Annotated in this window: 19 protein-coding genes, 1 tRNA gene and 1 pseudogene; 6 read left to right on the top strand and 15 right to left on the bottom strand. The window is 33.7% G+C overall.

Annotated elements, in window-relative coordinates; genetic code table 11:
* Positions 1-39: 39 nt before the first annotated feature.
* Complete coding sequence (locus tag P5P90_RS07850) at positions 40-327, top strand: glycoside hydrolase family 36 N-terminal domain-containing protein (protein ID WP_278034189.1); 288 nt, start codon at positions 40-42, stop codon at positions 325-327.
* A 141-nt stretch (positions 328-468) separates the two neighbouring features.
* Here P5P90_RS07850 and P5P90_RS07845 read toward each other — a convergent pair whose 3' ends face one another.
* From P5P90_RS07845 to P5P90_RS07825, 5 genes and pseudogenes are all read right to left on the bottom strand, one after another.
* A complete protein-coding gene (locus tag P5P90_RS07845) occupies positions 469-1830 on the bottom strand; it encodes a transposase (protein WP_278034188.1) in 1362 nt (453 codons plus the stop codon).
* A gap of 231 nt (positions 1831-2061) precedes the next feature.
* Positions 2062-2969, bottom strand: a pseudogene (locus tag P5P90_RS07840) (pseudouridine synthase).
* Positions 2970-3080: 111 nt separating this feature from the next.
* On the bottom strand, positions 3081-4037 hold the full coding sequence (locus tag P5P90_RS07835) for a geranylgeranylglycerol-phosphate geranylgeranyltransferase (protein WP_278034187.1): 957 nt from the start codon (positions 4035-4037) through the stop codon (positions 3081-3083).
* A gap of 37 nt (positions 4038-4074) precedes the next feature.
* The gene (locus P5P90_RS07830) at positions 4075-5013 is read right to left on the bottom strand and encodes a mevalonate kinase family protein (RefSeq protein ID WP_278034186.1); all 939 of its coding nucleotides are present in this window, start codon (positions 5011-5013) and stop codon (positions 4075-4077) included.
* A 57-nt stretch (positions 5014-5070) separates the two neighbouring features.
* Positions 5071-6153: a diphosphomevalonate decarboxylase gene (locus tag P5P90_RS07825; protein WP_278034185.1), complete on the bottom strand. Its 1083-nt coding sequence runs from the start codon at positions 6151-6153 to the stop codon at positions 5071-5073.
* A gap of 103 nt (positions 6154-6256) precedes the next feature.
* Between P5P90_RS07825 and P5P90_RS07820 the strand changes: the two genes are divergently transcribed.
* Entirely contained in the window at positions 6257-6733 is a 477-nt protein-coding gene (locus tag P5P90_RS07820; protein WP_278034184.1) for a TspO/MBR family protein, read from the top strand.
* 9 nt (positions 6734-6742) lie between these two features.
* Here the strand turns inward: P5P90_RS07820 and P5P90_RS07815 are convergent, their stop codons facing one another.
* The 10 genes from P5P90_RS07815 to P5P90_RS07775 form a co-directional block, all read right to left on the bottom strand.
* Positions 6743-7096 (bottom strand): iron chaperone, encoded by a 354-nt coding sequence (locus P5P90_RS07815; RefSeq protein WP_278034183.1) that lies wholly within the window; start codon positions 7094-7096, stop codon positions 6743-6745.
* 16 nt (positions 7097-7112) lie between these two features.
* Positions 7113-7856 (bottom strand): hypothetical protein, encoded by a 744-nt coding sequence (locus P5P90_RS07810; protein ID WP_278034182.1) that lies wholly within the window; start codon positions 7854-7856, stop codon positions 7113-7115.
* Positions 7857-7911: 55 nt separating this feature from the next.
* Positions 7912-9135, bottom strand: coding sequence for a BaiN/RdsA family NAD(P)/FAD-dependent oxidoreductase (locus P5P90_RS07805; protein ID WP_278034181.1), 1224 nt, complete (start codon positions 9133-9135; stop codon positions 7912-7914).
* The gene (locus P5P90_RS07800) at positions 9132-9809 is read right to left on the bottom strand and encodes a glycerophosphodiester phosphodiesterase (protein WP_278034180.1); all 678 of its coding nucleotides are present in this window, start codon (positions 9807-9809) and stop codon (positions 9132-9134) included. The genes P5P90_RS07805 and P5P90_RS07800 overlap by 4 nt, the downstream gene beginning before the upstream one ends.
* Positions 9810-9852: 43 nt before the next feature.
* Positions 9853-11658 (bottom strand): glycoside hydrolase family 13 protein, encoded by a 1806-nt coding sequence (locus P5P90_RS07795; protein ID WP_278034179.1) that lies wholly within the window; start codon positions 11656-11658, stop codon positions 9853-9855.
* A 224-nt stretch (positions 11659-11882) separates the two neighbouring features.
* On the bottom strand, positions 11883-13790 hold the full coding sequence (gene acs / locus P5P90_RS07790) for an acetate--CoA ligase (RefSeq protein ID WP_278034178.1): 1908 nt from the start codon (positions 13788-13790) through the stop codon (positions 11883-11885).
* A 22-nt stretch (positions 13791-13812) separates the two neighbouring features.
* Entirely contained in the window at positions 13813-14175 is a 363-nt protein-coding gene (locus tag P5P90_RS07785; protein ID WP_278034177.1) for a response regulator transcription factor, read from the bottom strand.
* Complete coding sequence (locus tag P5P90_RS07780) at positions 14172-15347, bottom strand: sensor histidine kinase (protein WP_278034176.1); 1176 nt, start codon at positions 15345-15347, stop codon at positions 14172-14174. The genes P5P90_RS07785 and P5P90_RS07780 overlap by 4 nt, the downstream gene beginning before the upstream one ends.
* A gap of 63 nt (positions 15348-15410) precedes the next feature.
* Positions 15411-15521 carry a transposase-like zinc-binding domain-containing protein gene (locus P5P90_RS14325; RefSeq protein ID WP_422851703.1) on the bottom strand — a complete coding sequence of 37 codons (111 nt, stop codon included), beginning with the start codon at positions 15519-15521 and terminating at the stop codon, positions 15411-15413.
* Between the two features lie 174 nt (positions 15522-15695).
* A tRNA-Phe gene (locus tag P5P90_RS07775) sits at positions 15696-15768 on the bottom strand.
* 99 nt (positions 15769-15867) lie between these two features.
* Between P5P90_RS07775 and P5P90_RS07770 the strand changes: the two genes are divergently transcribed.
* Genes P5P90_RS07770 through P5P90_RS07755 form a run of 4 tightly spaced genes read left to right on the top strand, consistent with a single transcriptional unit; the run spans position 15868 to position 18655 of the window.
* Positions 15868-16602: a type III pantothenate kinase gene (locus tag P5P90_RS07770; RefSeq protein WP_278034175.1), complete on the top strand. Its 735-nt coding sequence runs from the start codon at positions 15868-15870 to the stop codon at positions 16600-16602.
* Positions 16595-17845, top strand: a complete 1251-nt coding sequence (gene bamG, locus P5P90_RS07765) for a BamG family beta-barrel-assembly machinery protein (protein WP_278034174.1) — start codon at positions 16595-16597, stop codon at positions 17843-17845. The genes P5P90_RS07770 and bamG overlap by 8 nt, the downstream gene beginning before the upstream one ends.
* 39 nt (positions 17846-17884) lie before the next feature.
* Positions 17885-18442: an LPS export ABC transporter periplasmic protein LptC gene (lptC, locus tag P5P90_RS07760; RefSeq protein WP_278034173.1), complete on the top strand. Its 558-nt coding sequence runs from the start codon at positions 17885-17887 to the stop codon at positions 18440-18442.
* Between the two features lie 18 nt (positions 18443-18460).
* Positions 18461-18655 (top strand): hypothetical protein, encoded by a 195-nt coding sequence (locus P5P90_RS07755; protein ID WP_278034172.1) that lies wholly within the window; start codon positions 18461-18463, stop codon positions 18653-18655.
* Positions 18656-18672 lie beyond the last annotated feature (17 nt).

The following is an 18672-nucleotide window of genomic DNA, read 5'->3' as shown; positions in this document are numbered from 1 at the left end:
ACTAGAATCCTATTTTAATTAATAAATCCTTCTTTAGAATTGAAATATATCAGTCATAAAAAAGAAAGAGTCGATAACAATGCCATACTGACAAGAATTCTTTTGAAAGATCCTGTTTATCCATCTGAAGTTACATTGTGCTATAAAGTTTGGGCAAAAGAAAACATTATCGAACAATGGACCGAAATAAAACACAGTGAGAAGAAAGCTGTTTTACTTCAAAAATTTGCATCAGCGAATTTATATTTCACCAATAAAGACTTTTATCTTATCAGTTTTCAAGGAGAATATTTAGGCACATTCAGAAGTAAGTGTACTTTTGAGTAAAACAAACATAAAAAATGACCGATTTTGATTTTCACTATCGGTCATTTTTATTATGACTACGTTTTTAAAGATATATTTGTCAAGAAAACAGATTTTTGCTCACAACAGGACGTAGTTATCCCATGACAATTATTTCATTTTTTAAGCTGCTATATTAAGTGATTTTATAAAAATCCTTCTTCCAATTTCCAGGGCATTGGCTGTATGGATTCCGAAGAAAATCCAAAGTATCTCACTCTTTTTAGTTTTGGCTTTGATTTTTTTCAGATTGTAATGCTCCTTTTCTTTGCCAAAACTTCCCTCCAGGCGTGTGGAGCGTTCTTTTTTAATTTCTCTGGCTAAAATTTTACGCTGTTCTTCATTTTTACCAGCTTTTCCTTTTCTAACAAAATCGGATTGGATCTTGCAACCAGAGGTAAATGTCCGGTTTTTATTGGTAGCATAAATAGCATCAGCTCCCAGCATTTTTATTTTAGTTTTCGTCAAATTTTGTGCGCAAAAAATACTGCTTTGCAAACGGGTTCCCTCATTGAAAGCTCGGTATTGGATATGTTCAATAAAATTGATTCCGTCAATCTGAATTTTATTCACTTTAGCTCCAAACTCTACTTGTTTGACTTCTTTGCCGCGGACAATTGGGCGTATGTAACTTTTGCTGATACTTACAATTCTATCAGGAACACTTTTCCCTGTTTTAAATATTTGTGCCTGTTGCTGATAGACTTTAGTAATAATAGAACGTTGTTGTTTGTATTTTAAAGTAAATACAAAGGAATTTTGATTTTCAATTTTATTGAGTTCGCCATTGAGTTTGTATAATAATTTCAGTAATCCTCTGGTTACCTTTGTACGGTATTTGGATTGTTTTTTTCGCTTTTTCGAATACTCATTATAGCGTCTGCACCAATCCAAATATTTGGTTCGGGGTAATTTTATTTGTAAAATTCGGCATAAAGATTCCATTTGTTTATAGTTCCACTGAACGCATTCCCAAAGCAATTTCTGATTGGTTGGAAAACGCACTTCGCTTTCATAACAAGTCGCATCAGTAAACATTTTGTCTAAGTCCTTCATATAAGGAATCCAACTCTTGGCAAGTATTTCTTGAGATTTTCTAATATTTAAACCCTTGGAAAGTTCCACTCTAATTTGGCTCACAATTTTAAAGTTGGTAAGCGGTTTGTTAATGGGAATGAGAATGTCGCAAAAAAACTGCATAAAAATATTTCCGTTCAAAAGTTCGATTAGTTTCTTATCCGAACAACCGTAATAGTTCTTAAGCATCATTAGGGCAATTTTCCCTTTGGGACTAAAATAGCAATGAGTTCCTTTTTTGGAATCTTTCAATTTGAAAGCTTGACCAAGTTCCGAAAAAGGCGTAGAAAGGTAAATTTTACCCAAATGGGTTTTTAGAAATTGGGCGTAAAAACCATCAAAATCTTTATTGATAGTAAAAATTGGAATTTCGTATTGAAATTCGCTTAAACGTATTATTTTTGGCATCGCATTTATAAAGAAAACCCCGTTTTTGAATCATATTGAGCAATTTCGGGGTTTGTTCCTTCTAAATACAACACCTATTCTATTGATAAACAACAGTTTTTGGTATTATGAATGTGCCAATGTAAAGGCTAAGTTAATGAATCCAAATAACTGGTATTTGCCATTTAAATGGTAATAATTTACTTTGAATCATAAAAAAAAACGCATCTATGATGCGGTTTTTTTGTGAATTTAAAAATGTTTCAAATTGATGATTTCTTGTTCAGTAAGTAATCTCCAGTTTCCTCTTGGTAGGTTCTTTTTAGTCAATCCAGCAAAAGCTACTCGGTCAATTTTTAATACATCATAATCCAGATGTTCAAAAATATTACGGACTACCTTAATATTAGAGGTCTTTAATTTAAGTCCCACTTCGCTTTTGGGTTCACCTTCAATATAGCTTATTTCTTCTACAAAAACGCGGTGACCTTCTATTACTAGACCCTTGCTAATTTTTTCTAAATCTTCAAATTTCAAGTTTTTGTCTAGAGAAACTTGGTATATTTTTGATGATTTTTGATTAGGAAGCGTAAACTTTCTAATCATATCAGTATCATTTGTAAATAATAAAAGTCCAGTCGTGTTTTTATCCATTCTACCTACAGGAGCAATTTTAGCAGTGGTAGAACCTTTGACTAATTCTAAAACATTGCGGAATTCTTGTCCTTCATCTAATGCCGTAGTAAAGTTTTTAGGTTTATTTAATAGGATGTAAACCTTTTTTTCCGGTGTCAAAGTAACACCGTCAAAGTTTACAACATCTCCTGGTTTTACTAAATAACCCATTTCAGTAACTGGATTTCCATTTACTTTTACATTTCCTGATTGAATGTAGATATCGGCATCACGACGCGAACAAACGCCTGAATTAGAGATGTATTTGTTTAAACGAATTTCATCCTTTGCTTTTGGTCTTTTAGCGACTGGATTTGGTTTTTTTCTATTTTTTTGGTAGCCTCTTCTGAAGCTTTAGCACTAAATTTAGGTTTTTTAGTTCCTTGTGCTCTTTTCGGCAAAGCAGGCTTTGGCTTGTTAGCATTTGGTCTTGAGCTATTAGGTCTAGAACCACCTCTTTTATTGTTGCCTTCCTTATTATTCATATTATTCGATAATTTTTGCAAAGATAGTATTTATATCCTTGTTAATTGATAAATGCCAATTATAAAACGATAACTATCTCTTTAGTAGGTGATTTTGATTGTTTGTGCCTTTTAAAATGACAAAAGTAGTTTCTTTCCATGCCATAAAACACTTGGGTCAATAAGTATAATACAAAAGACTCCGGACACAATTAAAAATTTTAGGACATTGTGCAGTAATAGAAACTGAATTTTAGTGTTGGATTTCCAAAGATACAGTAAGAAGAAAATTAGAATAATCAGGCAGGAATAAAAGTAAATATCCATATAGCCTACATCGTACATTTCGATTAAAATGTAAATAGGTAATAGCGTAAAAAGGGTTAATATGCTGATGATTTTTTTCGAAGCTTCTTCACCGTAAATAATGGGTATGGTTTTATAATTGTCTACAAGGTCTCCTTTTATGTTTTCTAAATCTTTAATCATTTCTCTAATCAATAATAATAGAAATAAAAAAGTAGCGTGTGCAAAAATCACAACAAATTGTCCCTTGTAGTTTTCTATTTCGTATATAGGTAATTTGGTGTAATAATATAACAATATGGCGAAAAAAGGCAGTACAGCCATAATTGAGGCCATAAGGTTGCCAATAAAAGGATATCTTTTTATTTTATGAGAGTAGAACCAAATCAGAAAAATATAAACCGAAAAAAACAATAAAGCACGCCAAGAAATAAACCAAGCAATCGTGGCAACAATGAAATTTAAAGTAAAATAAACTTTTAGTTTCGTACTTTGACTCACTAATCGGTCAAGCATGGACTTATTAGGTCGGTTGATTAAATCCTTTTTACTGTCGTAAAAATTATTGATGATATATCCCGATGCGATGCTTAATGAGGAAGCAAAAACAATCAAAAACAAATTGAAATCGAGCAGTACATCTAAGGCTCTTATTTCTGGTGCCAATATAAATATAGCCGATAAATATTGCGCTAAAATTATTATTGGAATGTTGTAACCTCTAATTACAGAGAACAAACTGACAATTTTTAACGCTAAAAGTTTGTGTTTTCTACTAAACATTTTAGACAGTTATTGTTGTGTTCTTTATGGCGTTCTATTAAAATTGATAAACTACTTCTAGTTTGTAATCTTTTAATGAAGCTTTGGCACGTTCTAAATCCTCTGTGAAGCCCAGAATGTATCCGCCTCCGCCTGAACCACATAGTTTTAAATAATAATCATTTGTTTCGATACCTTTTTGCCAAATTTCATGAAATTGCTCAGGAATCATAGGTTTGAAATGATTTAAAACGACACGGGATAACTTTTTAGTATTACTAAACAATGATTTCATGTCTCCACCTAGGAAGTTTTCGACACAAGCATCGGTATATTTTACAAATTGATTCTTTAGCATAGCACGGAAACCTTTATCTTTAAGATTTTCCATGAAAATATTAATCATTGGAGCCGTTTCACCAATGATTCCAGAATCTAAAAGGAAAACAGCAGCTTTCCCATCAAAACTTTGTGATGGAATTCCTGTTGCTTCAATATGATCTTTTGAATTAATCAAAATTGGAATACTCAAATAGCTGTTTAATGGGTCTAATCCTGAACTTTTTCCGTGGAAAAAGCTCTCCATTTGAGAGAATATATTTTTTAACTCTAATAATTTTTCACGAGTTAAGTTTTCTAAAACAGTGATTTTGTTTTGGGCATATTTGTCGTAAATAGCTGCAACTAATGCACCACTACTCCCTACACCATAACCTTGTGGAATACTGGAATCAAAATACATTCCAGTTTCAATGTCGTTTTTTAACGATTTTAAATCAAAAGAAACCAAATTTGTTTTTTCGTTTTCCAAGGATTCTAAATAATCAGCAAAACGTTTTAAACTAGCATTAGAAGCAATGGCTTCTGCCGAAGGATTATCATTTTTTTTCAAAGCTCCGTTAAAAAAATTATACGGAATAGAAAGCCCTTTCGAATCACGAATAATTCCGTATTCTCCAAAGAGTAATATTTTTGAGTAAAATAAAGGTCCTTTCATATCTAATTTAATTAAAAATTAAGTTGTTATCTATCAAAGTAAAGGTATGAAAAAAGTTTAGTATTCAATTGCTCCCTCTCCAATATCGTCACAAATGTACTGCTCATTTTGACAATAGCCAACTAATTCGGCTTTAATAAATTGCAGTACTTTTTCTTTTACGTTTTCAGGGTATAAAACATGTACATTAGCACCTGCGTCGAGTGTAAAACATACTGGGGTTTGTGTATCTTTTCTAAATTTCCAAATCCTATTAATGATTTCTAATGTGTTCGGTTTCATCAAAATGAAATAAGGCATCGAAGTCATCATCATGGCGTGTAAAGTCAGAGCTTCACTTTCTACAATTTGGATGAATTCTTCCAGATTACCTTTTTCAAAAATGGCAATCAGTTTGTCTAAATTTTCATGCGCTTGCGCAAATCGCCTTTCGGCAAATGGATGATTGTGCATCAAGTCATGCCCTACAGTGCTAGAGACCTGTTTTTCGCCTTTATCAACCAATAAAATGGTGTCTTGATAATTTTTGAAATTGTCATGAATACGGTAAGGATACTCCACTCCATATTCATCTGAACTTCCTTTAATATTGGCTTGATTTCCCCAAACTACTACTTTGCCTTTTACACTTCGACAAGCACTTCCGGAACCTAAACGTGCCAAAAAAGAAGCTTTTTGATAAAAATACTCTTCCGTCATTTCAGGATTTAAGGCTTTTTCTAAACGCATTAGGTTCATAGCTAAAGCGGACATTCCTGAAGCAGAAGAAGCAATTCCGGAACTGTGCGGGAAGGTGTTTTGCGTATCTATGGTAAAATGATAATCTTTTAAAAATGGCAAATAGCTTTCAATTCGTTCAAAGAATTTTTGAATTTTGGGTTTGAAGTCTTCTTTTGGTTTTCCTTCAAAAAGTAAGTCAAACGAAAAATTTCCAGAATTTCTGTTCTTCTCAAAAGCCAGTTTTGTAATTGTTTTACAATGGTTTAAAGTAAAACTTACCGATGGATTGGCTGGGATTTGATTGGTTTTCTTTCCCCAATATTTCACTAAGGCAATATTACTGGGTGCACTCCATTGGAAGGAACCGTTTTCAATTGTTTTAGAATAGCTATTTGGAATAAAATCGTTTGCTGTAAACATGACTGATGAAATTTGGCGCAAAGATACTTTTTTTGATTTATTCGTTCGTTTCTTATTAGGTTATTCGTTACAAAGTTTTGACTATTTTTGAAAAAAAAACGAAATGAACAAGATCATTAAAATAATTGCTGTTGTTGTATTGTGTTTGGGTGTTGGTTATTTTTCGGGAATAGAAACACGTTCGGCTATATTAGACTGGTATCCTACCTTAGTAAAACCAAGTTTTAATCCGCCTAATTGGGTTTTTGCACCAGTTTGGACTATGTTGTATATCATGATGGGAGTGGCAGCTGGATTGGTTTGGAATCGCTATACTGATGATAAGGACAGGGTTAAAAAAGCATTGGTGTTCTTTTTGATCCAATTGGTTTTGAATGCACTTTGGTCGTATTTGTTTTTTGGTTTGCACAACCCAATGTTAGCCGGAATAGAAATTGTTCTTCTTTGGTTATTTATTTATGAATGCTATTTGCAATTTTCAAAAATCAACAAAATTGCAGCTTATTTGTTAGTGCCTTATTTGGCATGGGTTAGTTTTGCTGCTGTTTTGAATGCTAGTATTTGGTGGTTGAATCGATAATGTTCAGCTTTATTTCTTGAATTTCTCTTCATTTTCTATTACACGAAAAGCAACAATTTCTTTGATTAGGTCGTATGGAATAGGTTTGTCAAAAGGAAATTGAACAGAACCTTTTCCTTGTTTGTACTGGGATAATGCTGTTGCAAATTGCGTATGACCTGAGGGAGTAGCATACAGTCCGATGTGATTTTTGAAGGCTGCAAAATAAACCAAGGGTTTCCCAAATGTTTTATAGGCGGGTATCCCATACGCAATACTTTCAATGCAGTTAGGAGCTTCGGATTTAATGATGCTTCTTATTTTTTGAGTTATTTTTTGAATCTCATCCGGAAGCGCATTGATGTATTGTTCTACATTTTCCATTTTCGATACCTATAAATTACTCAGTAGCATTTGCTTTTTTGAATTCTATGTTTTTTTCGAATAAAAAATCCATTAATTCAAGTGCATTTGAATTTTCGGAAATGATTTTTTTGGATTTGGGATCAAAGTTGCAGAAGCTAAGAAATCTGTCAATTTCTGTGTTCTTTATTTGTAATGTTTCAGTAAAGAAATTTTCGTCAAAATTGGCAATGGTTATTTCTTTGAAAGCCTCAGGATTGTCTGCTTTTATTTTTTTCCCTTTCAAAAGGTCTCCAAAAAGCATTTTTCCAATTTTGACAAAATCCATTCCGTTAGTAATGGTACCATCATTAATATCTGGATTTTTTAATTGTTTGGATTGTCTGTAAACGGCAACTTCATCTCTTTTCATTTGTTCCCATTTTTTGTCAAATTTCCAATCAACATCAATTTTACGAATAACTACTTCTTTTAGTTCTTCTGGTTTTTTGTCAATTGCAATAATGATGTTGTTTGTTTCCAAGTCTTCAAAACTCAATTTGATTCTCTTTAATTGATAGTCTTTGTCGTAAAAAAGAATGCTGTCGTTAACATCGGCAACAAGAATAAATTCCCCTTTTTCGTTAGTTTTTGTATTTATTTCCTTTGTTTTATTGATTACATCTACATTCTGTAATAAAAAACGTTCAGACATCACTTTGCCTCTCAGTAGTTTATGAGTTTGAGAATAACTAAAATGACTAATTAAGATAAAAATAGCAAGAAGGAAATTTGATTTCATAGGATTAAGATATGTAAGTAAAGTTACAGTATTATCTTTCGAATTCCTTTTAAAATTATGTTAATTTAAGTGAAATGGCATTGGCCAAAATAAATCCGCTAGTCCAAGCATTTTGGAAGTTAAATCCACCTGTAATAGCATCGATATTCACAATTTCACCAGCAAAATATAGATTTTCGTGAATTTTGCTTTCCATGGTTTTAAAATTGATTTCTTTTAAATCAATGCCGCCTGCAGTAACAAATTCTTCTTTGAAAGTACTTTTTCCGTTCACTTGGAAAGAGGCGTTAGTTAATTGTTTGGCTACATTTTGAATTTGATTTTTAGATAAATCCGCCCATTTTGCTTCAGCTGAAATTCCAGAAGCCAAGACTAAACTTTCCCACAGTCTGTTTGTAATCTCAAACGGAGATTTTTTTGAAACCGTCTTTTTTGCTTGCTCCTGTTTTAATGTTTTCAAAAGTTCTTCGGCTTCTTCAGTGTCAATATCGTTTAACCAATTGACGAAAATGGTGAATTGATAATTTTTGTCATGTAAAATACGGGCGCCCCAAGCCGAAAGTTTTAAAATAGCAGGACCGCTCATTCCCCAATGGGTGATTAATAAAGGTCCGGTTGAAGCAAGTTTGCTGTCTTTAACTTTTACCGAAACCTGAGCCGAAACGCCAGGCAATTCTTTTATTCTAGGGTCTTTGATATTAAAAGTAAATAGGGAAGGAACTGGGGTTACTATTGCATGACCTTGTTGTTGAAGCATCTCCCAAATTTTAGGATTACTACCCGTAGCCATTACCAATTTCTCCGCCAGATAATTCTCGTTTTGAGTTTCTATTTTCCAAAGATTCTCTTTCTTAAAAATGGACTGTACAGATTGTCCAGTAAGTACCGAGATTCCAAGTTTTTTTGTGGCTTTTAAAAAACAGTCAATAATAGTTTGCGAGCTGTTAGATACAGGAAACATCCTGCCGTCTTCTTCTATTTTAAGTTCGACTCCATGTTTTTCAAACCATTCAATGGTGTCGCCCGAGCAAAATTGATGAAAAGGACCTTTTAATTCTTTTTCTCCACGAGGATAAAATTTAACTAATTCATTTGGTTCAAAACAAGCATGTGTCACATTGCAACGACCACCGCCAGAGATGCGTACTTTTTGCAATACTTCGGCTCCTCGTTCCAGGATAGCCACTTTTATCTTTGGATTTTTTTCAACGATATTAATGGCTGTAAAAAATCCTGCAGCACCACCGCCAACAATTATTATGTCAAAATTTTGATTCATATTCTATCTGGAAAATCGGAGATGATTCCGTTTACATTAAAAGATTTCATTTTTGTAATATCCGTTTTTTCGTTTACTGTCCAAGGAAATACTTCAAAGCCATTTTGTTGTAAAATTTGGGTGTTTTCTGCATTCAATAATTTAAAATCAGGATGTATGGATTTGGCCTGAATCCATTTTGCGAAAGCGATAGCTTCTTCCCAATCCTCTTCGGTAAGGACACCAATAGGAATTTTTGGATTTCTTGATTTTAGCTCTTTTAAGGCGTTCCAGTCAAAGCTTGAAACGATAAAATCAGTATACGTCCAGTTTTTATTATGGATGTATTTTTCAATAATTTCGATTACTTTGGGTATGGTTTCGTAACTTTTTAATTCGATATTAACCCAACATCGACGGTTGACTAAGTTTAGCACTTCTTCTAAAGTGGGAATATATTGCTGATCTTCAATTTTGAATTTTTGTAATTCTGAACAGCTCATTTGATTTACAAAGCCTTTGCCGTTTGTCGTTCGGTCAATGGTTTCATCATGAATCACCATAAGTTTAGCATCATTACTCAGGTGAACATCGAGTTCAATGCCATGCGCTTGCATTTCAATCGCTTTTTCGAAACTTATAAGGGTGTTTTCAGGTGTGTAACCCTTAGCACCACGATGTCCTATTTTGAGCATTGATTTTTTTTTTTACAAAGATAGCAAATAGGAAAGTTAAGGATTATTCTAGTTCTAAAATTAATGCCGATTTTCCTTCGATGGTAATTGGCTGACGTAAATCATACGTAATTTGAGTGATTATTTCTTTTCCTTTGGTGTAATTTTCGATATTTTCTTTGAAACGTGCAGTGCCAAATTCTTGTTTTTCAGGGTGGTTGTTTATGATAACCATCACACATTTGTGTGAATTGTATCTAAAATAGACGTATACATTATTTTGTGGGATGTAATGGGTTGTTTTGCCAAAATGGATTGCATCATTGGTTTTTCGCCATTGAAACAATTTACTTGTAAAGTCAAAATAGGCTTTTTGACATTCAGAACGGCTTTCAGGATTGAAAGCATTGTTTTTGTCGTTAGCCCAACCTCCTGGGAAGTCTCTTCTAATGTCTGCGTCTCCTAAACTTTGGTCTCCTGTCATGCCAATTTCGGAACCATAATACAATTGGGGTATGCCTCTCAAGGTGGCCAGCATACACATTACTAATTTGTATTTACGGATATCATTGTTATAATTGTGATTAAGTCTTCGGCTATCATGGTTTTCGCCAAATATTAATAGGTTATTGGTGTTGGGAAACATAAAATCTTTGGCCAATAAATCGTATATTTTTGTTATTCCTTGATCCCAGGTGTCGTCATCTTCATTGAAAACAGTTTGTAGCGCATCTGATAAGGCAAAATCCATTACGCTAGGTAAATACGAATTGAAGTTTTGGATTTTTGCAATAGGACTGTCTTTCTGCCAATACGAAAGTAAACTTTGATTTCGCATGGTAATTTCGCCTACAAGATTAAAGTTTGGGTATTCGTCTGTAATTGCTTTGGTCCATTTGGCTACCTCTTTTGGTTCTGAATAATTATAAGTATCAACTCTAAAACCATCCAAATTAGCGTATTCAATCCACCAAATGGCATTTTGTTTTAGATAGTTTAAAACCAATGGATTGCTAATGTTTACGTCGGGCATCGTAGGGACAAACCAACCGTTGAGGCAAATCATTCGGTCAATTTTAGAGGCGTTTATGTCAATTGCGGTAGTTCTTTTATGATTGGTCTCGGTGTAGGTTTCAAATCGGTGAATCCAGTCGTTCGTTGGAGAATCTTTAAATATCCAATGTTCAATTCCCCAGTGATTTGTAACATAATCCATGATGATTTTAAGTCCTTGTTCATGTGCTTTTTCAACTAAACGTACATAATCTTCATTGGTGCCGTAACGAGGATCAATTTTATATACGTCAGATTGGGCATAACCGTGATAGGAATATTGTGCATCATTGTCTTCGCATAAAGGTGTGCTCCAAATAGCTGTTGCACCGAGCGATTTTATATAATCCAAATGCTTGATAATCCCTTCAATATCGCCACCATGACGACCTTGTGGTAGATCTCTGTTGTATTTTTCAGCAGTGGTTTTGTCGTTTTGATTGTTTGGATTTCCATTGGCAAAACGATCCGGCATTAAAAGGTAAACACAATCTGAGGCATCGAAACTTTGTCGTAACGCGGAATCTTTTCGCCTTTTTCTGAGTTCGTATTTTTGAATATGTCTTTTTTTGTTGTTCAACTCGAAAATAAATTCAATTTCATTTTCAGTACTATTTCGAGTATCTATTGTAATAAATAGGAAGTTGGGATTTTCAGTTCGAGTGATATTGGTTATGGCACAACTATTTTCAGAGGTAACCTTGCACTGACTGATATTTTTTCCGTAAAAAAGGATTTGAAGTTCTGGATTGTGCATTCCTAAAAACCAAAAAGGAGGCTCTATTCTTTGTATTAATGTATTGGATTCATTTTTCATAAAAATAGATTACCGAATATTTGTAAAATACAAGCTTGATTATCAGTGTTGGTTATATTGTAAATGCCAGCAATTGTGCTAATCGAACAAATAGTGTTGTTCTCGCAATGTAGTAAAAATTACGCTTTTTTTAGGTAATCAGAGAGTTTAATTGATTGAATTGATAAAAAAAGCTGCTCTGGGAAGGAGCAGCTTTGGATTTGTATAATAATTATGATTGAATATTAGATTCTTCCATCTTTAATTTCATCAACAATTTCAGGGTTTAACAAGGTGGTTGTGTCACCAAAGTTTGAAAAATCTCCTTCAGCTATCTTACGTAGAATACGACGCATAATTTTTCCAGAGCGTGTTTTCGGTAATCCTGATACAAATTGGATTTTATCTAATTTGGCAATAGGTCCAATATGGTCAGCGATATGCTGATTGATTTCTTTTGCAAGGTTTGCTTTGTCGCGTTTTTCTCCTGTTTCTTTAACAATAACAAAACCATAAAGGGCATTTCCTTTAATATCATGTGGGAAACCTACAATAGCACTTTCGGCTACTGCTGGGTGTTCGTTAATAGCATCTTCAATAGGTGCTGTCCCTAAATTATGTCCTGAAACAATAATTACATCATCAACACCACCGGTGATACGGTAGTAACCTACTTCATCGCGCAATGCTCCGTCTCCACTAAAGTATTTACCTGGGAAGGTAGAAAAATAGGTTTCTTTATAGCGCTTGTGGTCTCCCCAAATAGTTCTGGCAATTCCAGGCCAAGGGAATTTAATACATAAGCTTCCAACGACTTGATTGTCTTCAATTTCATTTCGTTTTTCATCCATTAATACAGCCTGAATTCCTGGAAGAGGAAGAGTTGCATAAGTAGGTTTTGTTGGAGTGATAAATGGTAAAGGGGAGATGAGGATTCCTCCAGTTTCTGTTTGCCACCAAGTATCCACAACAGGACAACGTTTTCCGCCTACGTGGTCATTGTACCAGTGCCAAGCTTCTTCGTTGATAGGTTCTCCAACAGAACCAATAACTTTTAATGAACTTAATGGGTATTTTTGAACATAATCCAAACTTTCTTTTGCCAAAGCTCTAATGGCTGTAGGCGCAGTATAGAATTGGTTTACTTTGTGTTTTTCGATAATTTGCCAAAAACGACTAAAGTCAGGGTATGATGGTACTCCTTCAAATATTACGGTAGTGGCTCCGTTTAATAGTGGTCCGTAAAGGATATAAGAGTGTCCGGTAATCCAACCGATATCGGCAGTACACCAGAAAATATCATTTTCTTCATAATTGAAAACATTCTGGAAGGTATAAGCAGTGTATACCATATAACCTGCTGTAGTGTGTACCATTCCTTTCGGTTTTCCGGTTGAACCCGAAGTGTAAAGAATAAATAATGGGTCTTCGGCATCCATAATTTCAGCCGTGTTGTTATCAGAGGCAGAATCTAAAAGAGGTGCTAACCATAAGTCACGACCTTCTTTCATCTGAACTGTAGTATTTGTTCTTTGGGCTACTAAAACTTTTTCTACCGATGGACAATTGTTAAGCGCTTCGTCTACAATTCCTTTTAAGTCGATGGTCTTGTTACCACGATACCCACCATCTGAAGTGATGACCATTTTGCATTCGCTATCGTTAATGCGGGCTGCAACAGCTGAGGCAGAAAATCCTGCAAACACGACTGAGTGAATAGCACCGATACGAGCACAAGCCAGAGTAGCGATGGCTAATTCAGGAATCATAGGTAGGTAAATACAAACACGATCTCCTTTTTGAACTCCTTGACTTAATAATACATTAGCCATTTTGCTTACTTTTTGATGTAATTCATTGTAAGTAAATGATTGTGAAGGTTCGTCTGGGTTGTTTGGTTCGAAAATAATAGCTGTTTTTTCGCCTTTTTTTGCAAGATGGCGATCAATACAGTTTTTAGTGATGTTTACTTTAGCATCAACAAACCATTTGATTTCGGCTTCAGCCATGTTAAAATCAACAACCTTGTCCCATTCTTGGTACCAAGTAAAGTTTTCTGATGCGATTTTGTCCCAAAATTTCTTCGGGTCTTTGATCGATTTTTTGTATTCTTTGAAGTACTCTTCGAAATTACTTATTTTGTAACGACTCATGATTTTATGAAAAGGGTTTTAGTTAGTTTAATAATTCTTGGACTTGTTCTACTAATTTCTTTAATGAAAAAGGTTTAGTGATGTAGAGGTTGGCCTCTAGAGCAAGACCTTTTTCAATATCTTGTTCTTTGTTTTTTGCTGATAGAAAAATTACTTTACAATTTTCTAAGGCTGGGTTTTTCTTTATTTGTTCTAATGTACTGTAGCCATCCACCATTGGCATCATTACATCAAGTATGATGATGTCTGGTTGTTGATTTTGTAATGTGTCTAATGCTTCTTGCCCGTCGCGTGCAATGAATACTTCAAAATTGTTTTTTTTGAAGGTGTATTCCAGCGACATTACAATATTAGGCTCGTCATCTACAATTAATATTTTTTTCATTTTTCGGATGTATTGTAATTGGGCAATGTAAAAGTAATAGTTGTTCCGTTACTTTGGGAACTTTCGGCCCAAATTTTTCCTTTATGGTGTTCAATAATTTTTTTACAAATAGCTAATCCTAAGCCGCTTCCTATTGGTTTTTTAATATTTTGATTTCGAGACTGATAAAATTTGTCAAAAACAGCTTCTAGATCTTCTGGATTTATTTCTTTCCCGTTATTGTGAATACTTACCGATACAAAATTAGCATCTTCATAAATGTTGATTTTTATTTTGCCTTCAGTATTTGGACAAAATTTTATGGCGTTCGAAAATAAGTTGTGTACTACCTGAATAATACGTTCTTCATTATAGAAAGCTTTTATTTCACTCTTTTGATGGGGATATTCGAGACTTATTTTTTTGTTTATAATTAATTGCTGTAAAGATTCTAAAGTATTATTTATAGTATTACAAATGTTATTTCTTGAAAGGTAGATCTTTTGTTTGCCCGTTTCAAATTTTTCTAAATCCAACAGTTTATCAATTAAACGGTTAAGTCGGTCGGATTCGGCCATGATGTTTTGTAAAAACTTTTGACGAACTTCGGTTGGTATGTTTTCATCGTCATGCAAAATTTCAGTAGCTGCTCTAATGGCGGTAATAGGAGTTCTCAACTCGTGGGTTACCGTATCTAAGAATTCATCTTTTTGCATGTCCTTATTGATGAGTTCCTGATTGGCCGACTGAAGTTGTTCGGACAGCATTTTTAATTCATTCGAACTTTCAACCAGTTTTTTATTGATGATGATATTTTCTTTGGATTCTTCTAAAATGCGTAATACTTCAGGAAGACTGATTTTGTCTTCTTTAGCAACGCTCGATATTACAATTTTAGCCGAAGCGGTTCCAATATGTCCAGTGAGTAAATTCTCGGCAAATTTAATAAAACGGGCATCGGCTATTTCATTGTCTTTGTCGATATTGTATTTTAAATTAAAAATATTCAAGGCTCTTTTGGTTCTTTCGCTTCCTAAAAAACGTTCCAATATTTTTTGAATATCTGAAATATTTGCTGTTCCTTTCCAAACGTAGGCATTTTCGTGATTCGTAATGTAACGGTCAATATCTACAAACATTTCGGCATAGTTACGTTCTCTGTAATTGCCGCTAAAACTTACTGAAACGGCCATGTAACTCAATAAGTTGTAATGTCTTGGTTACGTAATAATCATCTATTTTTTTTCCAATTTTATTTACCGTAAAAAATAGTTACAGTTTTTGCATAAATAGCGCTGCTTGTTTTTGATAATACCACTTTTAACAATTGCATTGTTTTGACATTTAGGGCATTTGATATCATCCATGTATATAAATTTTGCATAAATATATCAAATTTGCAAATATGTATTGGGATTTTTTTAATAACACATGGGAGTGATGGGTTAATTGCTTAATCCCTAAGTTTTGGACTTGACCCAAAAAGCATTTGAAACATTACCCAAAAACAAAAAACCCGAACTCTAAGAATTCGGGTTTTGTGGTACCTCCAGGGATCGAACCAGGGACACATGGATTTTCAGTCCATTGCTCTACCATCTGAGCTAAGGTACCGTGCTTGTTGCGGGTGCAAATATAGAACCATTTTTAATATATCCAAAACATTTTTATCAAAAAATCTATTTGTACCTTCGTGCAATCAAAATGTAAAATATGATAGTTACTGTTGATGTGGGTAATACCCGAATTAAAGCTTCTGTATTTGAGGGAGATACAAGTTTTGGTTTTTTTGTTTTTGAAAAAGTAGCACTTGGTGAAAACCTTAAAAAAATTTTAGATGACTTTCCTTTGGTAGAATCTGTGGTTGTTTCTTCTGTTGGGGATATTGATAAAGCTTCTTTTTTAGTTTTTGAATCAAGAGTAAAAGTTTGTTTTGTAAGTCGTGAAAATGTTTTTCCTTTCGAGAATAATTATGGCACACCCAATACACTTGGAATAGATCGAATGGTGCTGGCTGCTGGTGCGACCCTAATGTTTCCAAATCAGAATAGGCTCGTAATTGATGCAGGAACGTGTGTTACCTACGATTTTGTAGATGAAAATAATGTGTATCAAGGTGGTGCAATAGCTCCAGGGATGCGTTTACGATATGAATCCATGCATAATTTTACGGCTAAGCTGCCTTTACTGCAATTAGAAAGCCCGGAATCGTACATAGGGAAATCGACTGCTCAATCCATGCATTCGGGTGTGGTAAACGGATTGGTCTATGAAATTGACGGCTTTATCGATACATATAGAGCAAGTTGTACAAAAATTATCATAATTTTAACGGGTGGAGATGCAGAATTTTTGGCTAAACGATTAAAAAATACCATATTTGCCAATTCAAATTTCCTTTTAGAGAGTTTGAACCAAACTTATCAATACCAAATCAACAATGATTAAAAAAATTATTTCAAGCCTTTTTTTACTTTTCTCTATAGTGTCATTTGCTCAAGAAGGAACTTCTTCTCCTTATTCTTTTTACGGTATAGGCGATGTAAGGTACAAAGGAACTATTGAAAGCCGTTCCATGGGAGGGATTCAAGTTGAACAAGATAGTATTCATATTAATTTAGATAATCCTGCAAGTTATTCGAATTTAAAGTTGACGACTTTTACAGTTGGAGGTGGTTATAATATGACTACATTAAAAAATAATGTTAGTTCTGAAAAAGCAAAAAGAGTAACTTTTGATTATTTGGCTGTTGGATTACCTATGGGTAAGTTAGGAGTAGGTTTTGGATTGATTCCGTATTCATCGGTGGGATATAAAATAAATTCGTACACTACAGAGGTTGGACAAACAAGTTCTCGTGATTTTGCTACTGGAGGTTTAACTAAAGCCTTTTTTTCTGCCTCTTATAAGTTAGTTCCAGATTTTACCTTAGGTGCAACTGTTGAATACAATTTTGGTAGTGTAGAAACAACAAATATTAATTTTGTCAATGGAGTAAATATTGGTACTCGTGAGATTAATAAAGCAGACTATTCTGGAGTGAATTTCAATTTTGGTGCGATGTATCAAACCAAATTAAACAAAAAACTGAATTTGTATAGTAGTTTGAGTTACAAGTTAGAGGGTAAATTAGCTTCAGATAATTTAAGAAATATTGTAGTGGTTTCAACTTCAAACGGAGTTGATATTTCAGCAGTAGAGACCCCTTATGAAGAATCGTTTAGAACTAAATTGACTTTGCCTAGTGAAGTTCGATTTGGTGTAGGGATTGGAGAATCTAAAAAATGGCTTGTTGGTGCACAATACGTTATGGCGAGTGAAGGAAACTTGGTTAATACATACAATGTTTCGTCAAATGTTTCGTATGAAAAAGGATTAAAATACAGTGTAGGGGGATATTTTATTCCTAACTACAACTCCTTTTCTAGTTATGCAAAACGTATTGTATACAGAGCGGGCTTAAAATACGAACAAACAGGTTTAATTGTAAATTCAGAGTCAATCAAAGATCAGGGAGTTACTTTAGGTCTTGGATTACCTATTACAGGAAGTTTTTCAAATGTGAATTTAGGATTTGAATTTGGAAAACGCGGTACAACTAATGCTGGATTAGTTCAAGAGAATTATCTAAAATTTAGCGTAGGACTTTCATTAAATGACAGATGGTTTGTTAAGAGAAAGATCGATTAATATAACTGGTAAATTTGTTTTCATCGTATTCTTTTCTTTATGCTTCTATTTAAAAGAGATAAATTATATTTAATAGTAGTCATGGCTTTTGCTGTGACTCTGTTTTTTGGGTGTGAAAGTAATTTTAAAAAAGTACAGCAGGCTAAGATTGTTGAGTTTACTCCGACAGGTGATGCAGATAATGTTAATTTAAAATATACCGATTCGGGTGCTATTAAAGCCGAATTAGTGAGTTCTAAAATGTTAGATTATGCTGTTGTGGCTTTTCCTTTTACTGAGTTTCCCAAGGGAGTTTTAGTTACGGTGTATGATAAAGGGGGTAAAAAGACCCGTATTACCTCTAATTATGCAATTTCATATAAATCAACTAATATAATTGATTTGCAAGGAAAGGTGAAAATCGTATCTCAAGACGGACAAATGCTCGAAACGGAGCAATTGTATTACGATCAAAAAAATGAATGGTTTTTTACAGAGAAAAGATATAAATTTACTGATTTGAAAGGGTCTTCAAATGGTCAAGGAATTGATTTTAGTAAAGATTTTAAAGTGATAAATTCACAAAGAATAACAGGCGAAGTTTTATCGGCCGAATAAATTTTCAATTTTACAATTATGAATTATTTAAAATATACACCTTACATCTATTTAGTATTTGCAGCTTTTTTTGTTTATGATGCAATAGAAAAATGGAATAATCCTAAAGAAACTCCTTTGTTGAGTCTTTTAATTGCTGGTTTGGGTGTTTTTATGTTTTTCTTCAGAAGACGTTTTGTAAAAAAAATGCAGGATCGTAATCGTAAATCGTAATTAATGGAAATTAGTAT

Origin of the sequence: Flavobacterium nitratireducens (genome assembly GCF_029625335.1) — a bacterium.
In the GTDB taxonomy this organism is placed as follows: domain Bacteria; phylum Bacteroidota; class Bacteroidia; order Flavobacteriales; family Flavobacteriaceae; genus Flavobacterium; species Flavobacterium nitratireducens.
Note: the sequence above shows the minus strand (reverse complement) of the source record. Positions and strands in the feature narration are given on the sequence as shown.